Origin of the sequence: Paenibacillus sp. AN1007 (genome assembly GCF_040702995.1) — a bacterium.
GTDB lineage: Bacteria > Bacillota > Bacilli > Paenibacillales > Paenibacillaceae > Paenibacillus.
The window spans coordinates 2,894,192-2,914,103 of the sequence record NZ_CP159992.1 but is presented as its reverse complement, the minus strand read 5'-3'; the positions used below and the strand labels follow the sequence as shown (position 1 = coordinate 2,914,103).

The following is a 19,912-nucleotide window of genomic DNA, read 5'->3' as shown; positions in this document are numbered from 1 at the left end:
AAATAAGGATTTCAGCGGACCAAAAAGCCCTGAAGAAAACTCGTGACGAGTTTTCTTCAGGGCTTTGTTCCATACTGAGTTTAAAGACGATTATCTCATCATTTGGGCAATCAATGAATACGCAATGATGACCAGGAAGATGATGGTGATGTGGTTAATGGAAAAAATGAACATGCGCTGTGACCATTTTTTTGTTTCTTTTTTATCAAAAGTAGCCACACTAAGAATGAGCCAAGCCAGACTTACCAAAAAGGCAACAATAGCGATAAATGGACTCATCGGCCAGAAGAGGAAGCTGGAAAGCAGCAGCAGTACCAGATAAACGTTGGTCTGTACATATGTGCGCCCAATCCCTTTAACAACAGGCAGCATAGGCACACCCGCCGCCTTGTATTCGTCAAAGCGACGAATGGCGATACCGTAGAAGTGGGGCATCTGCCATAAGAGCATCGTTACAACCAATGCCCAGATTTCGAAATGGCCCAGTTCCGGTGAGATGGCTGCCCATCCAATCAGCGGTGGAACAGCACCCGACAGGCTGCCTACCTCGGTGTTATAGATCGTTGTGCGTTTGGTCCACATAGTGTAAGGGAACACATAGAGCAGCAGGCCAAGCAGGCCAAAAACAGCAGCTGACGGCGATGCAATGTATAGCATGACAGCACCAATCAACGTAATCGTGATCCCGAGAATCAGACCTGCCTTGGTGTCCACACGACCTGTAACTGTAGGGCGTTTCTTCGTACGTTCCATAATCGCATCAATGTCCCGATCATACAGATTGTTGAACACGCCGGCAGCTCCAATAATAAAAGAAGAGCCGAGGAACGAAAGCAAAATCGGAATGATATTAGCGGTAACCGATGCATCAAACACATATAAAGCTAGACTTAAACCTGCGAACATGGCGATCAAGTTGGACTTGATGATTCCAATTTTGATCGTATCGAAAAATACTTTTGGAATCGAGCTGTACTCCAGGCTGATATTGGGTTGTGATTCATTATTCAATGTTTTCAAGTGCTCACTTCCTATATATATACTTAATATAATATGAGCCTATTATATCATTCAATTCACGCTGTGATTTAGATAACATTCGAGTATTTATAATAATGTCATTTGATTGTGAACAATTTAAAAACAAGAACTTTTTTAATTGTTAAAACGACACTTCTGTGCTACAAGGTTATTTTTCATGAGATTGTCATGCTTTCATTGTAGAAATGAAATAAAAATATTGCAAATTTCATTCTTTAACTGTATTGTAGATATAAGATATCCTTAATAGATATTATGATTCGGCATCATAAATGTACTTCATTAAATGTTAAATCGGATGCTATTAGATATCTCACAGGTTCACTTCTCTAATGTTCCTTACTATATGGAAGAGAAAAATTTTTTTACATTTAGAGATATTAAATATCTGGAAAGGGTGTTATGTATGCATAAAGAGCAGCATCAATTGGATGTCGTTATTATAGGGGGAGGGCCAGCGGGGCTTAATGCTTCTCTGGTGCTTGGCAGAGCCAGAAAACATGTGATGGTCATCGATAATCAGAAACCCCGGAACTGGGTTACGCAGGAAACACATGGTTTTCTAACCATGGATGGAGTGAGCCCTCGCGAATTCCGCAGGATTGCGAAAGAAGAAATCTCTGCGTATCCTACGGTGCAATTTGCATCAGATACAGTGACGGACATAACAGGACATGACGGTGAGTTTGTTATTGTAACAGCCGAGGGAAGGCAGTATGAGGCCAAAAAGATTTTATTTGCCGTAGGTAAAAGAGACCTGCCATTGGATATTACGGGTTTATCCGAAGTTTATGGGAAAAGTGCTTTTGTATGTCCTTATTGTGATGGCTGGGAACTACGGGATCAGCAGCTTGTTATCATTATCAGTGCAGCCCATGCATTACATATGGCCAAAGTAATCTCCGGTTGGACAAGTCAGTATACGCTTTGTCTTAATGGAAACGATTCGTTACAAGAAGAACAACTGCAGGAGCTGACACGTCATGGTATCCAAGTATATGAAGGCCCGATACAAACCATTATATCTGAAGAGGGGATGGTCAGCGCAGTTGAACTTACGGATGGAACCCGAATTCCTTGTACGGGAATCTTCTTTCAGCCCAAACTCCAGACAGGCTCCGATTTGCCCAAAATGCTTGGATGCGATGTGACGGAGACGGGGACCATCGTTGTAGATCCGCAAGGAAAAACATCTGTGCCTGGTGTGTTTAGTGCCGGTGATGCGGCATCTGAACTGTATCAAGCGATCACGGCAGCCTCATTAGGAGCATTAACTGCCGTAAGTATTAACAATGAGTTGAATTTTGAAGCGTGGGATGGAGATAGGACGTAAGCATATGAAGTAAACATACAAAGCAAAACCGTCAGCTTAAGTTGGAGGGAAATATCGACGAGCAGGCGGTTTTACTTTTGGCCGTACTTTGTTCGGAAGTGTCATTTTTTCGTAAAATTTAAAATAAAAGCATTGACATGATGCCTGTGAGCGATTTTAATTATATAGACCGATTGTTATAATTTATTGAAGGAAGTGGCTTTCTTTGAGTGAAAAGTCCAATGCCAGAGATCTTATCGTTGGCACAGCGGCGAGACTGTTTTTTTCACAAGGGTATCATGCGACCGGTCTGAATCAGATCATTAAGGAGAGTAACACGCCGAAAGGTTCGTTATATCATTATTTTCCACAGGGAAAAGAAGAACTGGCTCTCGAATGCATTCAATCAGCTAATGCACACATTATGCAAAAGTTTGAGGAAACCTTCACGGCCCATGAGACGACTGCAGAAGGAATCCGGCAATTCATTTATGATATGGCATATGAAGCCGAAGCCTCAGATTACACGGGATTTCTGCCATTCAGTTTCTGGGCTGCGGTGGAGACTTCCTGTATCAGTCAACAGCTGCGTACGGCATCACAGAACGTGTTTGCAGGATGGCAGGAAATCATAGCCAGGCATCTTATGCTGGATGGTATGAGTGAAGAGAAGGCTCGGGAGACAGCGCTGCTGGTTATTTCTCTGATGGAAGGCGCATTGATCATTACTCTGACCAATCAGGATAAACAGCCCCTGCTGACGGCTGCCGATTATTTGTCAGTTGTAGCGAAGAATGTCCAGCAGAATCAATAGGTTGTACCAAGAGAGAGAGAAAAAAGAAATCGCAGGATACGTTTGAGGAGGATGGGATCGTGGAGGCTTCCATGAAGGCTGATACAGCAAAAGATCAGCAAGAAACACAGCAGTACAAGGTTTTCCCGATTTTGTTCGCCATGCTGCTGAGCGGGTTTATAGGTTTATTTGGTGAAACGGCGCTAAATGTCGCTCTGACACCGCTAATGGGTCTGCTTGAGGTCGGACCAACAGCCATTCAATGGTTAACTACAGGATATCTGCTTGTACTTGGTGTTCTGGTGCCTGTTTCAGGCCTGCTGCTGCAGTGGTTTACGACCAGACAGTTATTTACCACATCATTAATATTTTCTATTGCAGGAACATTGGTTGCTGCACTTGCACCGGGCTTTGAAATTTTGTTGACAGCGCGTGTGCTGCAAGCAGTCGGCACAGCACTGCTGCTGCCGCTGATGTTTAACACCATTTTGGTCATCTTCCCCATTGAAAAGCGGGGAGCGGCAATGGGTTTGATTGGTCTTGTCATTATGTTTGCACCAGCGAGCGGTCCGAGTATTTCCGGTCTGATTCTGGCAAACTTAAGCTGGCACTGGATTTTCTGGATTTCGCTGCCCTTTTTCCTGATCTCCCTGGTGTGCGGACTGCTGTTCCTGCCGAACATCTCCAAGCTGACCAAGCCTAAAATCGATGTGCTGTCGATAGTTTTGTCTACACTCGGCTTTGGCGGGATCGTGTATGGCTTCAGCAGCGCAGGTGGGCATGGTGAGTCTGGCGGAGGCTGGACGAGCCCGATCGTGATTGCCACGCTTGTCATCGGTATCGTCGCACTGCTATTGTTCAGTATCCGTCAGTTAAGGATGAAACAACCTGTAATGGATCTTAGAGCGTTCAAATATCCGATGTTTACGATTGGTCTGCTGCTCGTCTTTATTTGTATGATGATGATTCTATCCTCCATGCTCATTCTGCCTATGTATCTGCAGCAGGGGATGGCGGTTACGGCACTTACCGCAGGACTGGTTCTGCTGCCAGGAAGCCTGCTCAATGGATTTTTGTCTCCAGTCATGGGCCGATTATTCGACAAGTTTGGACCGAAGTGGCTCGTGATCATCGGAATGGCGGTCGTAGCAGTTGTGCTGTTCCTATACACAGGCATCGAAGCGACGACACCTCTGATCCAGATTATTATGCTTCATGTCTTCATGATGATCGGAATTTCAATGGTGATGATGCCTGCACAGACGAACGGATTGAATCAACTGCCGCGTGAGTACTACCCTCATGGTACGGCAATTATGAATACACTTCAGCAGGTGTCGGGTGCCATTGGTACAGCTGTTGCTGTTAGTATTCTGAGTGCCGGACAGACTCGATTCCTGAAAAGCGTAGATAATCCGCAAAACCCTGAGAATATCCTCGCGGGATTCACATCAGGTGTACAGAATGCGTTTGTCTTTGCACTTGTTCTGGCCCTCGTTGGTTTCGTCATTGCATTATTTGTGAAAAGAGTGAAGGTTGGATCGGCCGAGAAACAGAAAAGCTCGATGCACTAAAACGAAGAATGGAAGAAGAGCGATGACCCTTTGTTGAAGGGTACATCGCTCTTTTGCTTCGTTTCATAAATCATCTCGTTTCGAGTCAATGCCGTTGTGTCGGCAGATCGGTTATTTCTTAACGATCTTCAAGATTTCATCTGCTGCAATATCCGGGTGGTATTGATGAATGTAATGCTCCGTATCTTTGACGGTAACTTGTTTGGATAAAGTTGACCAGGATTGGAATTCACTCTGTGTTTTTGTCCAATCCGGCTCGGCCTTACCAAAGTAATCGGCGGTCAGAATCGTAAGCGGGAATGGTAAAGGCTGTTTGTGATCAACAACTACCTTGGCATTGGCTTGCATTTCACGCAACTCATCAATCGTATTAGCATTGCCATAGTTCAGAAGCAGGGCTGTTTTATCTACTTTTCTCAAATCCTCTGGTACCAGCTTTAACGCATTGCGATTGGCATTAGAAGCATCAACAACTGCCGGGACCTGCATACTGAGCCGGAAAAGTCCGGTTTTGATGCGGAATTGATTCCCGAAACCAGCAATGGTGTCCGCCAGGTTATCCTCGTCCTTCTCGTAGTACTCAGGACTTCCACCATCAATCATCACAATCCCTTTGACCAGATCAGGATATTTCTGTGCGAACCGCAGTGTCTCTAATGAGCCAAGGGAGTGAGCGACGAGCACGTAAGGCGGTTTTTGCCCAGATACCTGAAGCAGTTCATGCAGTTCGTCAGCGACCGTGTCCACATCCCGTTTTTTATCGGTTCTGTCACTGTATCCATAGCCGAAGCGGTCGTATACAGCGAATTTCGTATAAGGGGCAAGCTTTTCATATAAAGGATAATAGTCTACATAAGGATCAGCTGTTCCCCAGCCTGAGGCAAGAACGACTGTCACATCGCCTTCTCCCCCTGTATACAGGTGCATTTTATCTCCATGTACTTCATACAGTTTGCCCGGAGGTGTAAATGTTTTTTCATCTTGTGAAGAACTGATCTGCTGATAGATCAGACCGGAACTTAACAGAATAATAATCAGTGACAGATCGAATATCAGAAATTTAACAAGTCTTTTGCGCCATTTTTTGCTCATGGATGCTCACACACTCTCTATTTGTTTTTCTATATCATAAATGCCCAGTCTTATATGAGTGTAAACGAGATCTTAATTCCAGCTTAACGACTCGGCAGGCCCTCTGATTTACAGCAAAATTGAATATCGATAAACGATGAATTAATATGAAAATAGAAAGATTAACTTCGCCTTGAGAAAGATAGCACGCGAAGAATAGAAGGGTGAACGATGACGAAATACGAAAATCAGATTCCAACGTCCGCCGGAATGGGCATAAAGTCTTTGACAAGTATATTGAGGGATTCCATGCGCAGACATGCGGAGCGAAGACCGTCAGAGAACATACCAATGAAGCGATATCAGACGGCTTCAGTGTTGGAGGCGTCTGATCAACCACAGGTGACGTGGTTCGGGCACTCCGCTTTTTTGCTTGAAATTGAAGGTCACAGGCTGCTCTTTGATCCGATGTTTGGCGATCGACCTTCACCTGTATCCTGGGCTGGAACGAAACGGTTCAGCAAAGAGCTGCCTGTACAGCCCGAAGAACTCCCTGATCTGCATGCCATCGTGATATCCCATGACCATTATGATCACCTTGATGTTTCATCCATTCGTAAATTAAAACATAAAACCAATCGTTTCATCGTGCCCCTAGGTGTACGTAAACGATTAATCCAATGGGGGATACCTGCCGCTCAGATCACGGAGCATCGGTGGGGCGATGAATTTTCTTTCGCGGGATTAACACTCGCCTGTACGCCTGCACGTCATTTTTCAGGCAGAGGTCTATTGGATCGAAATTCCACGTTATGGTGCTCATGGGTTATTGCAGGCCGGGAAACGAAAGTGTTTTTTAGCGGTGACAGCGGATATGGTCCGCATTTCAAGGAGATAGGAAGCAGGTATGGTCCCTTTGATCTGACTTTGATGGAATGCGGCCAATATGACGAACGTTGGTCCAACATTCATATGATGCCTGAGGAGACAGTACAGGCCCATCTGGATGTAGGCGGATATGCATTAATCCCCATTCATTGGGGGGCATTTACGCTCGCTTATCATGCCTGGAACGAACCGGCAGAGCGAGTAACCCGGGCCGCGCGTACTATGAACGTCCCGGTCATTACTCCCATGATAGGCGAGACAGTTAAGCTGAAAGACGAGGAATATACATTCCGGCCATGGTGGAGAAGCGAGAAGGAATAACTTGTGAAAACCGTAATGCTGCTGAGATCCAAGCGTTCGACTCGGCGGAGTGTGGACGCTTTTGTTTTATTTGATCATAGAAATAGCGGTGCAGATTAACAAAATACCCATGATGATATTAAACGGGCGTTCGTACTTCAGCAGGAACGGTTGAAATAGACTTCCGCCAAATGCCCAGGTCAGATTCGCACTGATCCCGATCAAGGTGAGCAGCAGCGAGTACAGCAGAAGCAGTTGATGGGACTGCGTGTGAGGCAGGACGAACACCGACATGGCAGTAAGACCATACAGGATGACCTTGGGATTAATCAGCTGCAGCGTGAATCCGAACCAAAAGGAATAGGTATGCTTCGGATTTTCCTCAGCCTCGCTCGCGTGAGACGTGCTTCTCATGATTTTAAAAGCCAGGTACAGCATATAAATACATCCCAATACGTTTAAGGCTGGAGTGATGACCGGAATGTACTCGTGGAGAACAAGATTGAAGTAACCGGACATCATCATGATTAGAAGACAGCCGGCCGCAACACCGCTGATAAAAGGGAACGTGCTTCTGAATCCCTGCTTGCCTGCATGCGTCATGGAGATAATATTGTTGGGTCCAGGTGTGAAAGAAGCAATCACTGCATAAGCCACTAAAGAAAGAATGTTCATGTGTCCTCCATATATGTGCATGATGTGTGTTATAATGAACAAAATGATCGCTATAACGTATGGTTGTTATGATTGTACAACATGTACTGTATAACGCACAATAGGGGTGTAAAGGAGCGAGGTGTATTTTGGATGGAAAATATTAATTTGATTCTGGCCCGGAACCTGAAGCAGTTAAGGGAACAAAAAAAACTTAGTTTGGACAAGGTTGCGGACATGTCGGGGATTAGTAAAACGATGCTGGGCCAGATTGAACGCGGAGAATCCAATCCGTCTATTGCAACCGTATGGAAAATTGCGAACGGTTTAAAAATATCGTTCACCGCATTGATTCATGAACCGAAGTCAGACACGACTATTCATCTGAGGGAGAACACCAAAGTGCTGCTGGAGGATGGGGGACGCATTCGTATTTATCCACATTTTTCTTTTGAAGAGGGGCGTCACTTCGAGATGTACATGATGGAGATGGATGAGCAGTCATCCCTGCATGCTGAACCCCATATTGAAGGGTCTGAGGAATTTATAACGGTTGTTGAAGGTGAACTTGCCATTAAGGTAGGGGGAGCCTCATATACGTTGAGGCAGGGAGATTCAATTCGTTTTAAGGCGGATCAACCGCATGCTTATTATCATTCGGGAGCAGGCAGTAACAAATTCAGCTTGGTGATATATTATTCACACGTGTAGCTTGACTCACATGTGTATATTATTCAAACGCCAGCATTGGTCTGCATAAATAGCAGCCATGCTGGCGGCAGCTGATTTTTTTGAAGTTTTAACCAATAAGTACATGATCTTCAGCATAACCAATTTTGGACTTATGTTTTTTCTGTGCTAACGCGAATGCCAGCGTTAACGGTCCTAATCGGCCAGCAAACATTGTGAAAATAACAATCAATTTGCCTGGCGCGCTCAGTTCGCTTGTTAAGCCCATTGAAAGTCCAGTTGTACTAAACGCTGAGGTGGCTTCAAACAGAACATCAAGAAAATGATTCTCTAATATGCCTTCCGTTATCGATAGTATGATCGATATGCCTAATACAAACGCCAATGAACTCATAACAACTGCGAGAGCCCGCATAACGGTTTCTTCTGCGATTTTCCGCTCAAATGCATGGACTTGCCCACCACCCCGAAAGGTTTGGATCGTTGCCAGAACAAGCACGACGAAGGTGTTGATTTTAATTCCGCCACCTGTTCCGCCAGAGGAAGCGCCGATAAACATCAGGATAATGATAAAGAACTGCGAAGTTGCAAGCATGCTTCCGATCTCTATGGTATTAAATCCGGAGCTGCGTGGTGCGGTGCCTTGAAACAACGCAGCCCAGACGCGTTCACCCCACGACAAGTCCGCAAACGTAGCGGGATTCCAGTTCTCCAGCAAAAAAATAATGATGAACCCGATAATATATAACAAGGAGCTGCCAACCAACACAATTTTGGAGTGTAGGGACAGCTTACGCCATGATCGTTTTCGGAAGATGTCCACAACCACCATGTAACCCAATCCTCCAATAATGAAGAGGAGGATAACCGTTAGATTGACGACCGGATCACCTACAAACGGTGAAAGACTATCTGACCACAAGGAGAACCCTGCATTGTTGAATGCAGATACTGAATGAAACAGGGCATAATAAAGACCCTGCCCGAATCCCAGTTCACTATGCCAGCGCAGTGTTAATATTATGGTGGCAAGAGCTTCAAAAGCAAAGGCAATCAGAACGATATACAATGAGAGTTTGACCAAACCTTGAGCAGATGAAGCGTTCGCTGCTTGTTGTATAAGGAGCCGCTGCTTTAAGCCAATTCGTTTACCGAGTATGATGGCGACCATAACACCCAAAGTCATAAAGCCCAACCCGCCCACTTGTATTAAAATCATAATAATGACCTGCCCAAACGTAGAAAATACACTTCCTGTATCAAGCACAACCAATCCATTAACACATATCGCCGAAGTTGCAGTGAATAAGGCATCTAGCATTCCAATGGAGTGTCCGCTCTTCGAGGAGATCGGTAAAGCAAGCAGTACAGCACCCACCCAGATTAAAGCGAAAAAAATCATCATAATAAGCTGAGGAGGACTTGTCTTATTTTTCAGAATATTTACAACCCATTCAAGTTTGGATAAAAGTGTAGATTGTGCGTTTCTTTTATGTATTCCGTTCATAATCACTCTCCAGATTTCGAATGTTTTCGTTACTGCCAATCAACAAAAGTGTGTCTCCTGAGTGCACTCGATCCTCAGCCAGCGGTGAGATATTGATCGCGTTTCCCGTTTTGATTGCAATGATTGTACAACCGAAGTTTGCTCTAATGTTGAGTTCGAGCAGCGTTTGCTGGTGCATACTCAACGGGGCTTTAAACTCTACTAAATTGTAATCAGGTGATAATTCAATGGAATCGATCATATTGTCAGAACTGAGCTGATTCCCCAATCTGGTTGCCATATCCCGTTCCGGGTACACAACCTGATCTGCCCCGATCTTGGCGAGTACACTGCCGTGGTTTTCGTTTTTAGCTTTTGCTGTAACTTTGGGAACGTTAAGTTCCTTAAGTAAGAGTGTTGCTAATATACTGGCTTGAAGGTCTTCACCAATGGCTACTATGGCATGTGAAAAATTGCTGGCTCCAAGTTCTTGGAGGACTGATTTATCAGTACAATCCGCCTGTACCACATGGGTAGCAATCGATGATATTTCTTGCACAAGAGTCTCATTCTTGTCTACCGCAAGCACCTCGTGTCCGTTTTCGATTAGTGTGCGTGTTAAACTTGAACCGAAACGTCCGAGTCCAAGAACCATAAACTGTTTTTTCATGATTTCCCTCATTTGTTATCAGGATTAATAGAATTATTTACATAAATGACCAGGTAAATATTACGTTTCATTGTATAATAAGTTTCAGATGAAGAACAGCAGAACTGGGAAGTAAATAGGTTTGATCATAAAAATCTATCTAAAAAATAATTAAAATGGAAAGCCCTCCATAACAAGGACTGTTTCAAAGCAAAATAAAACGATATTGTAAAAACGGTGCTCTTCAAGAGAAGGCACCATTTTTACAAGTTCTCCTCAATTCACTTGTTTGTGGAATGCTGCTTATTCGGAAGCTTGTCACCGGGCGTACCTTTACCGTTGTTCTTGTTATGACGTGTCTTTTCGGCATTTTCGTTAACTTTTTTCACAAAATCCTTTGTGCTTTCCACTTGGGCCATGCTCCTTTCCAAACGGGGAATAGGTTATTGTAAATCAAGCTTAATATACCCGCCAGCATGCGTTTTTATTAGAATCACAGGCTCGCTGGACAGGCACAGCACATATATTTAAACTGGATACAAGTTGAACTATTTTTGCACCTAAAGTTCAATACAATAAGAGAGAAGGGTGTTTTGGACGAAACATGCTGCAAAAATTCGGTTTTACCCAATATGAAAGTCAGGTTTACGAGGCTGTACTTGCGCAGGATGAGCCGCTGGATGCGACGACGATTGTAGGTGCCTCCAATGTACCCAAGGCCAAAATTTATGAAGTGCTCAATCGATTAATTGATAAAGGAATCGTGCTAACCACGATGGAGGGCAAGAAAAAACTGTATATGGCCGTTGATCTCCAGACCGTGATTCACAAAATCAAGCTTGATTTCGAGAACGATCTTGAGGCTTTGAAACAATACAAAATGAAACGCACCTTTACCGATGAGCACATCTGGACCCTAAAGGATGAGTCTTCAATCGCTTCTAATATTGAACAGCTGATTGAGGAGGCGGATTCGTCGATTCTTTTTCTCGCCTGGAACGAAAGGATGGAAAGATACCGTGAGCTGCTGGAGCAGAAGGAGAAGCAGGGTGTGTATGTTGAAGTGCTGGCAGTTGGGGGTCTGGAAAGTTCGCTGACTCGCAAATATTCACTTATTCCACTGCTGGATGCTCCCGAACCTTCGCAGCTGCTGATTGTAGACCATGCCTATTTGCTGTTCGCTGGCGTGGAGAATGAATCGTGGAAAGCGATCAAGACGATGTCCAAACCGGTTGTGAAAGCGATGACAGACTATTTTTATCATGATGTAGCTTTGACACAGATTACCAAAAAATATGGAGAGCAGCTGCTGCAGGATGAAGAAGTCGCACGACTGCTCACTCGGTTGATTTATTAAAAACTATTCTTTCAGAGAATAGTTTTTTTGTTTTTATATAATTTGAAAATAGGACGGAAATAAGAGTTAAACTATGCATTGAACTTTTATCACTTATGGGTTACTATCGTAGTTGTAACTTGTAAGGGGGATTTGAAATCATGAATAAAAAAGTATATGTTTTGGCGATTGCGGCCTTTGTTGTGGGAACCGTTGAACTGATTCTGGGCGGCATTCTGGACCTTATAGCAGCCGATCTTCATTTGTCTTTGGCGAAAGCCGGGTATCTCATCTCCATCTTTTCGCTGGTATATGCGGTGTCTGCGCCGATACTGTTAAATGTAACGGCCCGATTCGAGCGTAAAAAAGTATATATGGTTACGCTGTTTGTATTTTTTATCAGTAATCTGATCTCTGCTTTTAGTGTGAACTTTTACATGTTAATGGCAGGACGCATGCTGGGAGCTGCAGCAGGTTCACTTATTTTTGTGCTGTCTCTGACACTGGCATCCCGCATCGTATCTTCGGAGTACAAAGGGCGTGCTGTGGGTATCATTACGATGGGAGGAAGTGCTTCACTTATTCTCGGAGTGCCCATCGGTATCTTTATAGGTAATGCGCTGGGATGGCGTGAGGTGTTTATGCTGATCGCGATCCTGACGGTACTGGTAATGGTGGCTATCGGTTTGGCGATGGATCGTGTACAGCCTTCTCCAGCCGTGAGTCTGAAAAACCAGTTGAAGGCACTTTGGAATCCGAAGATGCTGGCGATTCATACAACAACACTGCTTGTCCTTGCAGGGCATTTAACCTTGTATGCCTATTTTACGCCTTTTCTGCAGGAGACGATTGGCGCTAGTGCGGCAGCAGTCACTTTGATATATATGATGTTCGGGCTTGCGGCAGTTGCCGGCGGGGGCATTGGCGGAATGTTATCTGATCGTCTTCATCCTGCCAAAGCCATTATGATCGTGCTGGTTCCGTTCATGATCAGTATGGCTGTTATTCCTTTCAGCACGGGACTGCCTTTAATCGCGTTTCTCCTGCTGCTCAGTTTATGGGGAGCACTTAGCTGGACCGTTACACCGGTGCAGAACAGTCTGATTATCAGGACCTCACCTGAGACATCCGAGATTCTGATTAGTACCAACTCAGGTGTGACCCACGCGGGTATCGCACTGGGAACTTATATCGGCGGGGTTGTCATTGACCATTCATCGATTATGAATACGGGCTGGGTTGGCTCGATTCTAGTGTTTGGGGGACTTGGTTTCGCGGTTCTTGCCGTTAATCTCAAAGAAAAGCATGTTCATGCGGCAGCATGAGATTCTGAATAAACCTCTGCAGCTCCCGCTATTGGGGAAATGCAGAGGTTTTTTGATGCATTTTTGCATTTTGATAAGCAGCATCGGTGAGCATTCCCGCTTGGAGTATTGATTTTTCGAAGTCAGTCTATATAATTAAAATAGTTTTAAAAAGTATAATAATATGTTCTTTACAGCACAAAGGAGAATTGCATAACAATGAAATCAGAGAAACAGAAGATGCTGCTTGGCGAACTCTATATGGCTAATGATGGGGAACTGTCTCAGGACAGGGAACATGCTAGGAAGATGACACGGTTGTATAATCAAACAACGGAGACTGAACATGAAACACGCGTCACACTGCTTAAGGAATTATTTGGAACGACAGGAGAACATCTGAGCATGGAACCGAATATCCATGTCGATTATGGGTATAACATCCACGTAGGCAATCATTTTTATGCTAATTTCAACTGTACAATCCTCGACGTATGCGAAGTTCGAATCGGTGAAAACTGCTTGTTAGGACCTGATGTACATATCTATACAGCATCGCATCCACTCAAACCACATGAACGCAATACCGGGGCGGAATACGGCAAAGCTGTAACGATCGGTAACAATGTTTGGATCGGCGGCAGGGCAGTCATCAATCCGGGCGTTACGATTGGGGATAATGTTGTGATTGCATCCGGGGCGGTGGTGACGAAGGATGTGCCGGATAACATGATCGTAGGCGGGAATCCCGCAAAAATAATCAGGAAGATAGAAGATTAAAGTCGTGTATGGACTGAAAAAAGACCTTCCTCGGCAGAAGCGTCAAAAAAGCTGCACTGTCGCAGCTTTTTTGACGCTTCTGCCGTAAGGAAGATCTCAATTTCATGCGTTGAAACTTAGCGTTTCAGGCTTCTGCCGTTGGTACTAATAATCTCCTTGTACCAGTGGAACGATTTTTTGCGGTAACGCTCTAACGTTCCTGAACCATCGTCATGACGGTCTACATAGATGAATCCGTACCGTTTTTTCAGCTGCGCAGAGGAGGCACTTACGACATCGATACAGCCCCAAGACGTGTATCCCATAATGTCTACTCCATCTTCCAACGCTTCACCAACCTGAACCAGATGGTCATTCAAATACTGGATGCGATAGTCATCTTCAACGGTTTTCTCGCCGTCAGGACCTGTAATTAACTCGTCTACTGCCCCAAGTCCATTCTCAACGATAAAGAGCGGTTTTTGGTAGCGGTCGTAGAACATATTCAGCACATAACGCAGTCCTTGCGGGTCAATCTGCCAGCCCCACTCACTTGCGGCCAAATACGGGTTAGGCACACCCCCGATCAGATTTCCTTCACCAGCGACTTGTTTGGCTGGATCAGCCGTCTGACATGTGCTCATGTAATAACTGAAGGAGATGAAATCTACGGTATTAAGCAGCATTTCCTGATCGCCGTCTTCCATATGAATCTCAATTCCGTTCTCGCGGAAGTAACGTTTCATATATCCAGGGTAACGACCGCGTACATGCATATCACCGAAGAAGTAGTTGCTGTGTTCATACTCCATCACTTTGATGACATCATCCGGGTTTGGAGTTAACGGGTACGTCGGCATGCTTAAAATCATACATCCGATCTGAGCATCAGGGATGATCTCATGACACAATTTCACGGCTGATGCACTTGCCACCAGTTCATGATGGATGGCTTGGTACAGATCCTGTTTGCTCAGTTTCTCTTTAGGAGTGAAGATACCTCCGCTCATGAACGGGAATTCAAGAATCGAGTTGATCTCGTTGAATGTGAGCCAGTATTTAACTTTGTTTTTGTACCGATTAAAGACGGTTGTCGCATAGCGTTCATAGAAGCCGATCATTTTCCGGTTCACCCAGCCGTCGTATTCTTTGGCAAGATGCAGCGGTGTTTCATAATGGGATAACGTGACCAGCGGCTCAATACCGTATTTGCGGCATTCATCAAATAGATCATCGTAAAATTGCAGGCCTTCTTCATTCGGCTCAAGTTCGTCCCCTTTGGGGAAGATGCGTGACCATGCAATAGATGTACGGAATACTTTGAAGCCCATCTCCGCAAACAGCTTCACATCTTCCTTGTAGCGATGATACAGATCGATACCGATCAGTTTCATGTTGTCAGCGGTAGGTTCTTCTGTAATAGGCCCCAGCACACCTTTGGGTGCGATGTCTTGGGTGGACAACCCTTTGCCGCCTTGATTGTATGCACCTTCAGCCTGGTTCGCCGCAATAGCGCCGCCCCACAGAAAGTTTTCAGGGAATGAGTACATATAGTTCAAAGATTGGTTCATATATATCGCTCCATTCAGTCAATTCATTGTGAACGTCAGCGTTCACTTTATTGTCTCCCCAAAAGCTTAAACGTTGTAACGGGTTACACGTCAAGTTTTACTTTTGCAGAGAAGATAAGGCATAATAAATGTGGCGTTTGTTCGCAGGAAAGGAGCATCGGGATGTCCAAATTTGATGAAATTATGAAACGTTCCGGTTATTCACGGGCCACTGTATCCCGGGTGATCAACCGTTCGCCGCATGTTAGTGATGAAGCAAGACGGATTATTACCGAAATCATGAACGAGCTGGACTATATTCCGAATCGCAACGCAGTTTCGTTGTCCACGGGGCAGACCAAACAGATCGGCATCGTCACCGCGATGATTGATGAGCTTAGTTTGACCTTTATCAACCAATTTATGGATACCGCGATGGACTACGGATTTCAGACCATTGTCTATATGTCACGCGGTGATAAACAAATTGAGCTGCACGCGTTTGAGGATTTGCGGAGTAAACGAGTGGATGGTCTGCTGATCGTTACGTGCGTTAATGATCCAGGCGAATTAAAAGCATATATGCAGTACGGACCTATGGTGTCCTGGCAGCGCATGGGGAACGATGAAATTCCTTCAGTTGCGATGGATCAGGCCCAGGGATACAGGCTGGCACTGGAACATCTGGTATCGAAAGGTTACACACGCATTGCTAACGTTTTTGGCCGCAGCAGCAGCCTCAATACACAAAGCCGCCGTGAAGCTTATGAGACATTTATGATTTCGAAAGGACTTCCTGTGTGGCGTGAAGCATATCAATATTCCGTATTCACTTCATCGGACGGGGAAGCAGCCCTGTGCCGAATGGTCGAAGAGGGCGAGCTGCCGCAGGCGGTGCTTTGTTCCAACGACTATGCCGCAATAGGCATTTTGAGTGAGGCGCGCAGACGGAACATACAGGTTCCAGATCAGCTTGCCATTGTGGGATTTGATGACATTGAGTTGTCGCGTGTGCTCGACTTAACAACCATCCATAATCCAATTGCGGAGCAGGCGAAACAGGCTTTTTATCATTTGTGGAGAGTACTCGGACACGAGGAACATAAGGCCGCATCATTAGCATACCGTTTGATGGAACGAGCAACGACTTGAGCGGAGCGAGAGCTGCTGAATGGAGTTCGTGTTCGCAAGGAGTGAATCAAATCTATTCTATTCAATAATTATTCAAATTTAAAGTAAATCCGGATCGGATTGATGTTTTATAATACTGAAAAGGAGCTTACGTACGTTGTGTGAGAATCGAAAACAGCGTTGTAAAGCGTCATGCTATAAGTTACATATTTCACAAATGATTTTGGGGAAAGGTGAGAGTATACGGAATGAACACGGTCACAGGTCGCTTCAGAATTGCAGGTATTTGGGAGGGGATATCACTTCTGCTGCTCGTATTTATTGCAATGCCGCTCAAATATTTTGCGGATATCTCTTTAGCTGTAGCTATACTAGGCATGATTCATGGCATTTTATTTCCTCTATATCTCATTGCAATGGTGCATCTGGGATTGGTCAAAAAGTGGAAGATATCGCTTTGGGTTATGGGTCTGCTGGCAGGGCTGCTTCCTTTTGGAACATTTGTGTTTGAGTCTTATCTTAGAAAAAGAGATTGGCAGTAACATAGCGCTCATAATGCATGGCGCATATTGCAAGGTAACGCGAACGAACAACCTCCTGAACAGAAATCAGGAGGTTGTTTTTGTATAGGCGTTTGCATATTTTGAATTGCATCAGTTATGTATAACCAGATGTCCAGCATGGAACGATGAATCGTTATTTTGGTTTAACGGTTCCTGTTTGTGGATCAGATAACACGCTGTACCCATTGTCTGATGGTGCTGCCAAGGCGAAAGCAGCGAATGAGTAGACAACAAACAGGGCGGCAGGGAGCAGGATTGTCTTCTTCGTCATATACGAACCTCCTTTTTCGGAAATGAGCCGCACATCCATTTTTTTTCAAAAATTAAACTTGTGGGAATATTTTTTTGGATTTGAACTATATTTTGAAATTTAGGTGGTTACCGTCGTTTGCTTACGATATTCGGTCGGATTCAGCCCGGTATGTTTCTTGAACTGTCTTGAAAAATAATACGAATCGCTGAATCCGAGATTGTCAGCAATTTGGGTCATTGTGAGTGAGGTGCAGCTGAGCATTTCTTTGGCCTTATCAATTTTTCTGCTGGTAATGTAATGAATGGGCGGCATCCCCATCTGCTGTTTGAAAAAACGAATAAAATAATTGGGATGCATATGCAGCATCTGAGCCAGATCCTGGACGGACATGTTCTCTTCGATATGTACATCGATATAAGTCAGCAGGGTAGACAGTTTTTCGACAACGGGTACATTCAAGTATGTAATTTGGTTCAATTCCAGATTCATAATGTAACAAGACAGCAGCTCTGTCAGTTTACTCTTTGCCATCATATGGGCATAAACTTCACCGGAGTTGGCATAGGCAAGCACACTTTTGAAGATTTCCTCGATGAGTTCTGGCTGCGCCGCGTTAATAAAATGGGGAAACCGGAGGATCTGAAATAAATTAACGCCCCCGACTTTGGCGGAAAAGTGACACCAGTACTTCAGAAAAGGCGTGTCACTGATGGAGGAATAGGACTCGCTGCACCCCCTCCGGCATCAAAAAGAGCTGTCCCGGCTTCGGGTAGTATTCCTGGTCACCGATTTTTAGCCAGCCTTCTCCCTCGCAGATCCAGTACAATTTGCTGTAATCCGGGGTGTAGTCCAGATCCCGCCAATCCGAACCGCAGCGGTTGAAGTTGACCATGTACAGATCCACCTGCAGGTTGGACAAATAGTTGGTAAGCAGCGTTTGATGATCCATAGCATATCCTCCTGAAGGTTATTATCGTCCATCTAATAGTTAATGTTCTGCATGTGCACAGCTGCAGTACTGCACTACAATCAGATGCAGATGCAGCCAATAAGGGGAGGATGGAACAGCATATGAACAAGAGTGAATATTTACAGCAGATCGATGCCAATATTGCCGCCGGGAAATTCAAAGATAACTGGGCTTCCCTTCGTGAATTCAATGTTCCCGAATGGTATCAAAAGGCGAAATTCGGCATTTTCATCCATTGGGGCGTTTATTCCGTTCCGGCTTATGATAGTGAGTGGTACTCACGTAATATGTACATTCAAGGCTCCAAGGCGTATGAACATCACCTGAAAGTATATGGAAATCAGAATGAATTTGGTTACAAGGACTTCATCCCCATGTTTACGGCAGAGAACTTTGATGCAGATGAATGGGCGGATCTATTCAAACAGGCAGGTGCGAGATACGTTATGCCTGTTGCTGAGCATCATGATGGTTTCCAGATGTACAAGAGCTCTATCTCCCACTATAACACATATGAAATGGGACCCAAACGTGATCTGCTCGGAGAGATGAAAGCCGCATATGAGAAGCGGGGATTAACCTTCTGCGTATCGTCTCATCGTGCCGAGCATTGGTTCTTCATGTCTCACGGGAAAGAGTTCGAGTCGGATATTCAAGAGCCGATGCAGTGCGGGGATTTCTACTGGCCTGCCATGCCGGAGCCGGACCATCAAGACCTGTACGGTTCGCCGCCGACTGCCGAATACCTGGAAGACTGGCTCATCCGATGCTGTGAGCTGGTGGATGAGTATCAGCCAAGCGTCTTCTATTTCGACTGGTGGATTCATAACGCTGCATTCAAACCGTATCTCAAAAAGTTCGCAGCCTACTATTACAACAAAGGGGAGGAATGGGGCTTCCCGGTTGCCATCAATTACAAGCATGATGCATTTATGTTCGGTGCAGCGGTTCCCGATGTAGAGCGTGGACAATTCGCGGAGCTGAAGCCTTATTTTTGGCAGACAGATACAGCCGTTGCGAAAAATTCCTGGTGTTATACGGAAAATAACGATTATAAAACAGCGGAAGAGATTATCCGGGATCTTGTGGATATCGTCAGTAAGAATGGCAGCCTGCTGCTGAATATCGGGCCGAGAGCCGACGGAACGGTTCCAGACGAGGATCGGGATATTCTGCTGCGCATCGGCGAGTGGCTGCAGGTCAACGGAGAGGCAATCTACGATACCTCGTTCTGGCGCATATTTGGTGAAGGACCTACGGAGGTAAAAGAAGGGCAGTTCACAGATGGAGAAGCGAAGGTTTTTACAAGTGAGGACATCCGGTTTACGGTAAAAGACAGCAGTTTGTACGCCGCGGTCATGGTTTTCCCTGACAATGGGAGCGTTCATATCAAGGCGTTGAGAGAAGGATCTCCACATTTTCACGGTATCATTAAGAACGTCCGGATTCTGGGATATGAGGACCAGCCGCACTGGGAGAGAAGCGAAGAGGCTTTGACGATTACTGCAGCGGGGATGAAAAGCAGCACACCTGTTGTATTTAAACTCGAACTGGATTGAGTGTTAGCTTGATGAGGACCAGCGATTTT

The 19,912-nt window shown here is 45.0% G+C and carries 21 protein-coding genes; 11 read left to right on the top strand and 10 right to left on the bottom strand.

What is annotated here, in order from left to right:
* Positions 1–90 precede the first annotated feature (90 nt).
* Positions 91–1,020 carry a heme o synthase gene (cyoE, locus tag ABXS70_RS12840; RefSeq protein WP_366296190.1) on the bottom strand — a complete coding sequence of 310 codons (930 nt, stop codon included), beginning with the start codon at positions 1,018–1,020 and terminating at the stop codon, positions 91–93.
* A 427-nt stretch (positions 1,021–1,447) separates the two neighbouring features.
* Between cyoE and ABXS70_RS12835 the strand changes: the two genes are divergently transcribed.
* From ABXS70_RS12835 to ABXS70_RS12825, 3 genes are all read left to right on the top strand, one after another.
* Positions 1,448–2,374, top strand: a complete 927-nt coding sequence (locus ABXS70_RS12835; RefSeq protein WP_366296188.1) for an NAD(P)/FAD-dependent oxidoreductase — start codon at positions 1,448–1,450, stop codon at positions 2,372–2,374.
* 205 nt (positions 2,375–2,579) lie between these two features.
* Entirely contained in the window at positions 2,580–3,167 is a 588-nt protein-coding gene (locus tag ABXS70_RS12830; RefSeq protein WP_342555874.1) for a TetR/AcrR family transcriptional regulator, read from the top strand.
* Between the two features lie 71 nt (positions 3,168–3,238).
* Positions 3,239–4,720 carry a DHA2 family efflux MFS transporter permease subunit gene (locus ABXS70_RS12825; protein ID WP_366296636.1) on the top strand — a complete coding sequence of 494 codons (1,482 nt, stop codon included), beginning with the start codon at positions 3,239–3,241 and terminating at the stop codon, positions 4,718–4,720.
* A 111-nt stretch (positions 4,721–4,831) separates the two neighbouring features.
* Here ABXS70_RS12825 and ABXS70_RS12820 read toward each other — a convergent pair whose 3' ends face one another.
* Positions 4,832–5,812, bottom strand: coding sequence for an alpha/beta hydrolase (locus ABXS70_RS12820; protein WP_366296186.1), 981 nt, complete (start codon positions 5,810–5,812; stop codon positions 4,832–4,834).
* Between the two features lie 210 nt (positions 5,813–6,022).
* On the opposite strand from ABXS70_RS12820, the gene ABXS70_RS12815 reads away from it, so the two are divergent.
* Positions 6,023–7,000 carry an MBL fold metallo-hydrolase gene (locus tag ABXS70_RS12815; RefSeq protein ID WP_366296184.1) on the top strand — a complete coding sequence of 326 codons (978 nt, stop codon included), beginning with the start codon at positions 6,023–6,025 and terminating at the stop codon, positions 6,998–7,000.
* Positions 7,001–7,066: 66 nt separating this feature from the next.
* Here the strand turns inward: ABXS70_RS12815 and ABXS70_RS12810 are convergent, their stop codons facing one another.
* Entirely contained in the window at positions 7,067–7,654 is a 588-nt protein-coding gene (locus ABXS70_RS12810; protein WP_366296182.1) for a LysE family transporter, read from the bottom strand.
* A 132-nt stretch (positions 7,655–7,786) separates the two neighbouring features.
* Here ABXS70_RS12810 and ABXS70_RS12805 point away from each other — a divergent pair, with 132 nt between their 5' ends.
* Complete coding sequence (locus tag ABXS70_RS12805; protein ID WP_366296180.1) at positions 7,787–8,344, top strand: XRE family transcriptional regulator; 558 nt, start codon at positions 7,787–7,789, stop codon at positions 8,342–8,344.
* A gap of 88 nt (positions 8,345–8,432) precedes the next feature.
* Here the strand turns inward: ABXS70_RS12805 and ABXS70_RS12800 are convergent, their stop codons facing one another.
* The 3 genes from ABXS70_RS12800 to ABXS70_RS12790 all read right to left on the bottom strand — a co-directional run bounded on the left by ABXS70_RS12800 (position 8,433) and on the right by ABXS70_RS12790 (position 10,868).
* Positions 8,433–9,830 carry a TrkH family potassium uptake protein gene (locus ABXS70_RS12800; protein WP_366296178.1) on the bottom strand — a complete coding sequence of 466 codons (1,398 nt, stop codon included), beginning with the start codon at positions 9,828–9,830 and terminating at the stop codon, positions 8,433–8,435.
* Positions 9,814–10,479: a TrkA family potassium uptake protein gene (locus ABXS70_RS12795; protein ID WP_366296176.1), complete on the bottom strand. Its 666-nt coding sequence runs from the start codon at positions 10,477–10,479 to the stop codon at positions 9,814–9,816. The genes ABXS70_RS12800 and ABXS70_RS12795 overlap by 17 nt, the downstream gene beginning before the upstream one ends.
* Positions 10,480–10,739: 260 nt before the next feature.
* On the bottom strand, positions 10,740–10,868 hold the full coding sequence (locus tag ABXS70_RS12790; protein ID WP_342555881.1) for a DUF4023 family protein: 129 nt from the start codon (positions 10,866–10,868) through the stop codon (positions 10,740–10,742).
* 194 nt (positions 10,869–11,062) lie between these two features.
* On the opposite strand from ABXS70_RS12790, the gene ABXS70_RS12785 reads away from it, so the two are divergent.
* The 3 genes from ABXS70_RS12785 (at position 11,063) to ABXS70_RS12775 (ending at position 13,878) form a co-directional block, all read left to right on the top strand.
* Positions 11,063–11,815 (top strand): helix-turn-helix domain-containing protein, encoded by a 753-nt coding sequence (locus ABXS70_RS12785; RefSeq protein WP_342555882.1) that lies wholly within the window; start codon positions 11,063–11,065, stop codon positions 11,813–11,815.
* A gap of 140 nt (positions 11,816–11,955) precedes the next feature.
* Positions 11,956–13,119, top strand: a complete 1,164-nt coding sequence (locus ABXS70_RS12780) for an MFS transporter (protein ID WP_342555883.1) — start codon at positions 11,956–11,958, stop codon at positions 13,117–13,119.
* A gap of 198 nt (positions 13,120–13,317) precedes the next feature.
* On the top strand, positions 13,318–13,878 hold the full coding sequence (locus tag ABXS70_RS12775; RefSeq protein ID WP_342555884.1) for a sugar O-acetyltransferase: 561 nt from the start codon (positions 13,318–13,320) through the stop codon (positions 13,876–13,878).
* Positions 13,879–13,994: 116 nt separating this feature from the next.
* On the opposite strand, the gene ABXS70_RS12770 is transcribed toward ABXS70_RS12775, so the two are convergent.
* Complete coding sequence (locus tag ABXS70_RS12770; RefSeq protein ID WP_366296172.1) at positions 13,995–15,428, bottom strand: glycoside hydrolase family 1 protein; 1,434 nt, start codon at positions 15,426–15,428, stop codon at positions 13,995–13,997.
* A 162-nt stretch (positions 15,429–15,590) separates the two neighbouring features.
* Here ABXS70_RS12770 and ABXS70_RS12765 point away from each other — a divergent pair, with 162 nt between their 5' ends.
* Both ABXS70_RS12765 and ABXS70_RS12760 read left to right on the top strand, forming a co-directional pair.
* Positions 15,591–16,559, top strand: a complete 969-nt coding sequence (locus ABXS70_RS12765) for a LacI family DNA-binding transcriptional regulator (protein ID WP_342555886.1) — start codon at positions 15,591–15,593, stop codon at positions 16,557–16,559.
* A 227-nt stretch (positions 16,560–16,786) separates the two neighbouring features.
* Entirely contained in the window at positions 16,787–17,080 is a 294-nt protein-coding gene (locus ABXS70_RS12760) for a DUF3817 domain-containing protein (RefSeq protein WP_342555887.1), read from the top strand.
* A 154-nt stretch (positions 17,081–17,234) separates the two neighbouring features.
* Here the strand turns inward: ABXS70_RS12760 and ABXS70_RS12755 are convergent, their stop codons facing one another.
* The 3 genes from ABXS70_RS12755 to ABXS70_RS12745 all read right to left on the bottom strand — a co-directional run bounded on the left by ABXS70_RS12755 (position 17,235) and on the right by ABXS70_RS12745 (position 18,303).
* On the bottom strand, positions 17,235–17,372 hold the full coding sequence (locus ABXS70_RS12755) for a hypothetical protein (RefSeq protein ID WP_342555888.1): 138 nt from the start codon (positions 17,370–17,372) through the stop codon (positions 17,235–17,237).
* A gap of 99 nt (positions 17,373–17,471) precedes the next feature.
* The gene (locus ABXS70_RS12750; protein ID WP_366296170.1) at positions 17,472–17,888 is read right to left on the bottom strand and encodes an AraC family transcriptional regulator; all 417 of its coding nucleotides are present in this window, start codon (positions 17,886–17,888) and stop codon (positions 17,472–17,474) included.
* A 169-nt stretch (positions 17,889–18,057) separates the two neighbouring features.
* Positions 18,058–18,303: a hypothetical protein gene (locus ABXS70_RS12745; protein ID WP_366296168.1), complete on the bottom strand. Its 246-nt coding sequence runs from the start codon at positions 18,301–18,303 to the stop codon at positions 18,058–18,060.
* 122 nt (positions 18,304–18,425) lie between these two features.
* Here ABXS70_RS12745 and ABXS70_RS12740 point away from each other — a divergent pair, with 122 nt between their 5' ends.
* Positions 18,426–19,883, top strand: a complete 1,458-nt coding sequence (locus ABXS70_RS12740) for an alpha-L-fucosidase (RefSeq protein ID WP_366296166.1) — start codon at positions 18,426–18,428, stop codon at positions 19,881–19,883.
* Positions 19,884–19,912 lie beyond the last annotated feature (29 nt).

Coding starts and splice junctions, on each gene's coding strand:
- ABXS70_RS12750 (WP_366296170.1), bottom strand. CDS start 17,888: ATGATGGCAAAGAGTAAACTGACAGAGCTGCTGTCTTGTTACATTATG.
- ABXS70_RS12760 (WP_342555887.1), top strand. CDS start 16,787: ATGAACACGGTCACAGGTCGCTTCAGAATTGCAGGTATTTGGGAGGGG.
- ABXS70_RS12775 (WP_342555884.1), top strand. CDS start 13,318: ATGAAATCAGAGAAACAGAAGATGCTGCTTGGCGAACTCTATATGGCT.
- ABXS70_RS12820 (WP_366296186.1), bottom strand. CDS start 5,812: ATGAGCAAAAAATGGCGCAAAAGACTTGTTAAATTTCTGATATTCGAT.
- ABXS70_RS12815 (WP_366296184.1), top strand. CDS start 6,023: ATGACGAAATACGAAAATCAGATTCCAACGTCCGCCGGAATGGGCATA.
- ABXS70_RS12745 (WP_366296168.1), bottom strand. CDS start 18,303: ATGGATCATCAAACGCTGCTTACCAACTATTTGTCCAACCTGCAGGTG.
- ABXS70_RS12785 (WP_342555882.1), top strand. CDS start 11,063: ATGCTGCAAAAATTCGGTTTTACCCAATATGAAAGTCAGGTTTACGAG.
- ABXS70_RS12795 (WP_366296176.1), bottom strand. CDS start 10,479: ATGAAAAAACAGTTTATGGTTCTTGGACTCGGACGTTTCGGTTCAAGT.
- ABXS70_RS12805 (WP_366296180.1), top strand. CDS start 7,787: ATGGAAAATATTAATTTGATTCTGGCCCGGAACCTGAAGCAGTTAAGG.
- ABXS70_RS12835 (WP_366296188.1), top strand. CDS start 1,448: ATGCATAAAGAGCAGCATCAATTGGATGTCGTTATTATAGGGGGAGGG.
- ABXS70_RS12755 (WP_342555888.1), bottom strand. CDS start 17,372: ATGACGAAGAAGACAATCCTGCTCCCTGCCGCCCTGTTTGTTGTCTAC.
- ABXS70_RS12800 (WP_366296178.1), bottom strand. CDS start 9,830: ATGAACGGAATACATAAAAGAAACGCACAATCTACACTTTTATCCAAA.
- ABXS70_RS12825 (WP_366296636.1), top strand. CDS start 3,239: ATGAAGGCTGATACAGCAAAAGATCAGCAAGAAACACAGCAGTACAAG.
- ABXS70_RS12810 (WP_366296182.1), bottom strand. CDS start 7,654: ATGAACATTCTTTCTTTAGTGGCTTATGCAGTGATTGCTTCTTTCACA.
- ABXS70_RS12765 (WP_342555886.1), top strand. CDS start 15,591: ATGTCCAAATTTGATGAAATTATGAAACGTTCCGGTTATTCACGGGCC.
- ABXS70_RS12740 (WP_366296166.1), top strand. CDS start 18,426: ATGAACAAGAGTGAATATTTACAGCAGATCGATGCCAATATTGCCGCC.
- ABXS70_RS12770 (WP_366296172.1), bottom strand. CDS start 15,428: ATGAACCAATCTTTGAACTATATGTACTCATTCCCTGAAAACTTTCTG.
- ABXS70_RS12780 (WP_342555883.1), top strand. CDS start 11,956: ATGAATAAAAAAGTATATGTTTTGGCGATTGCGGCCTTTGTTGTGGGA.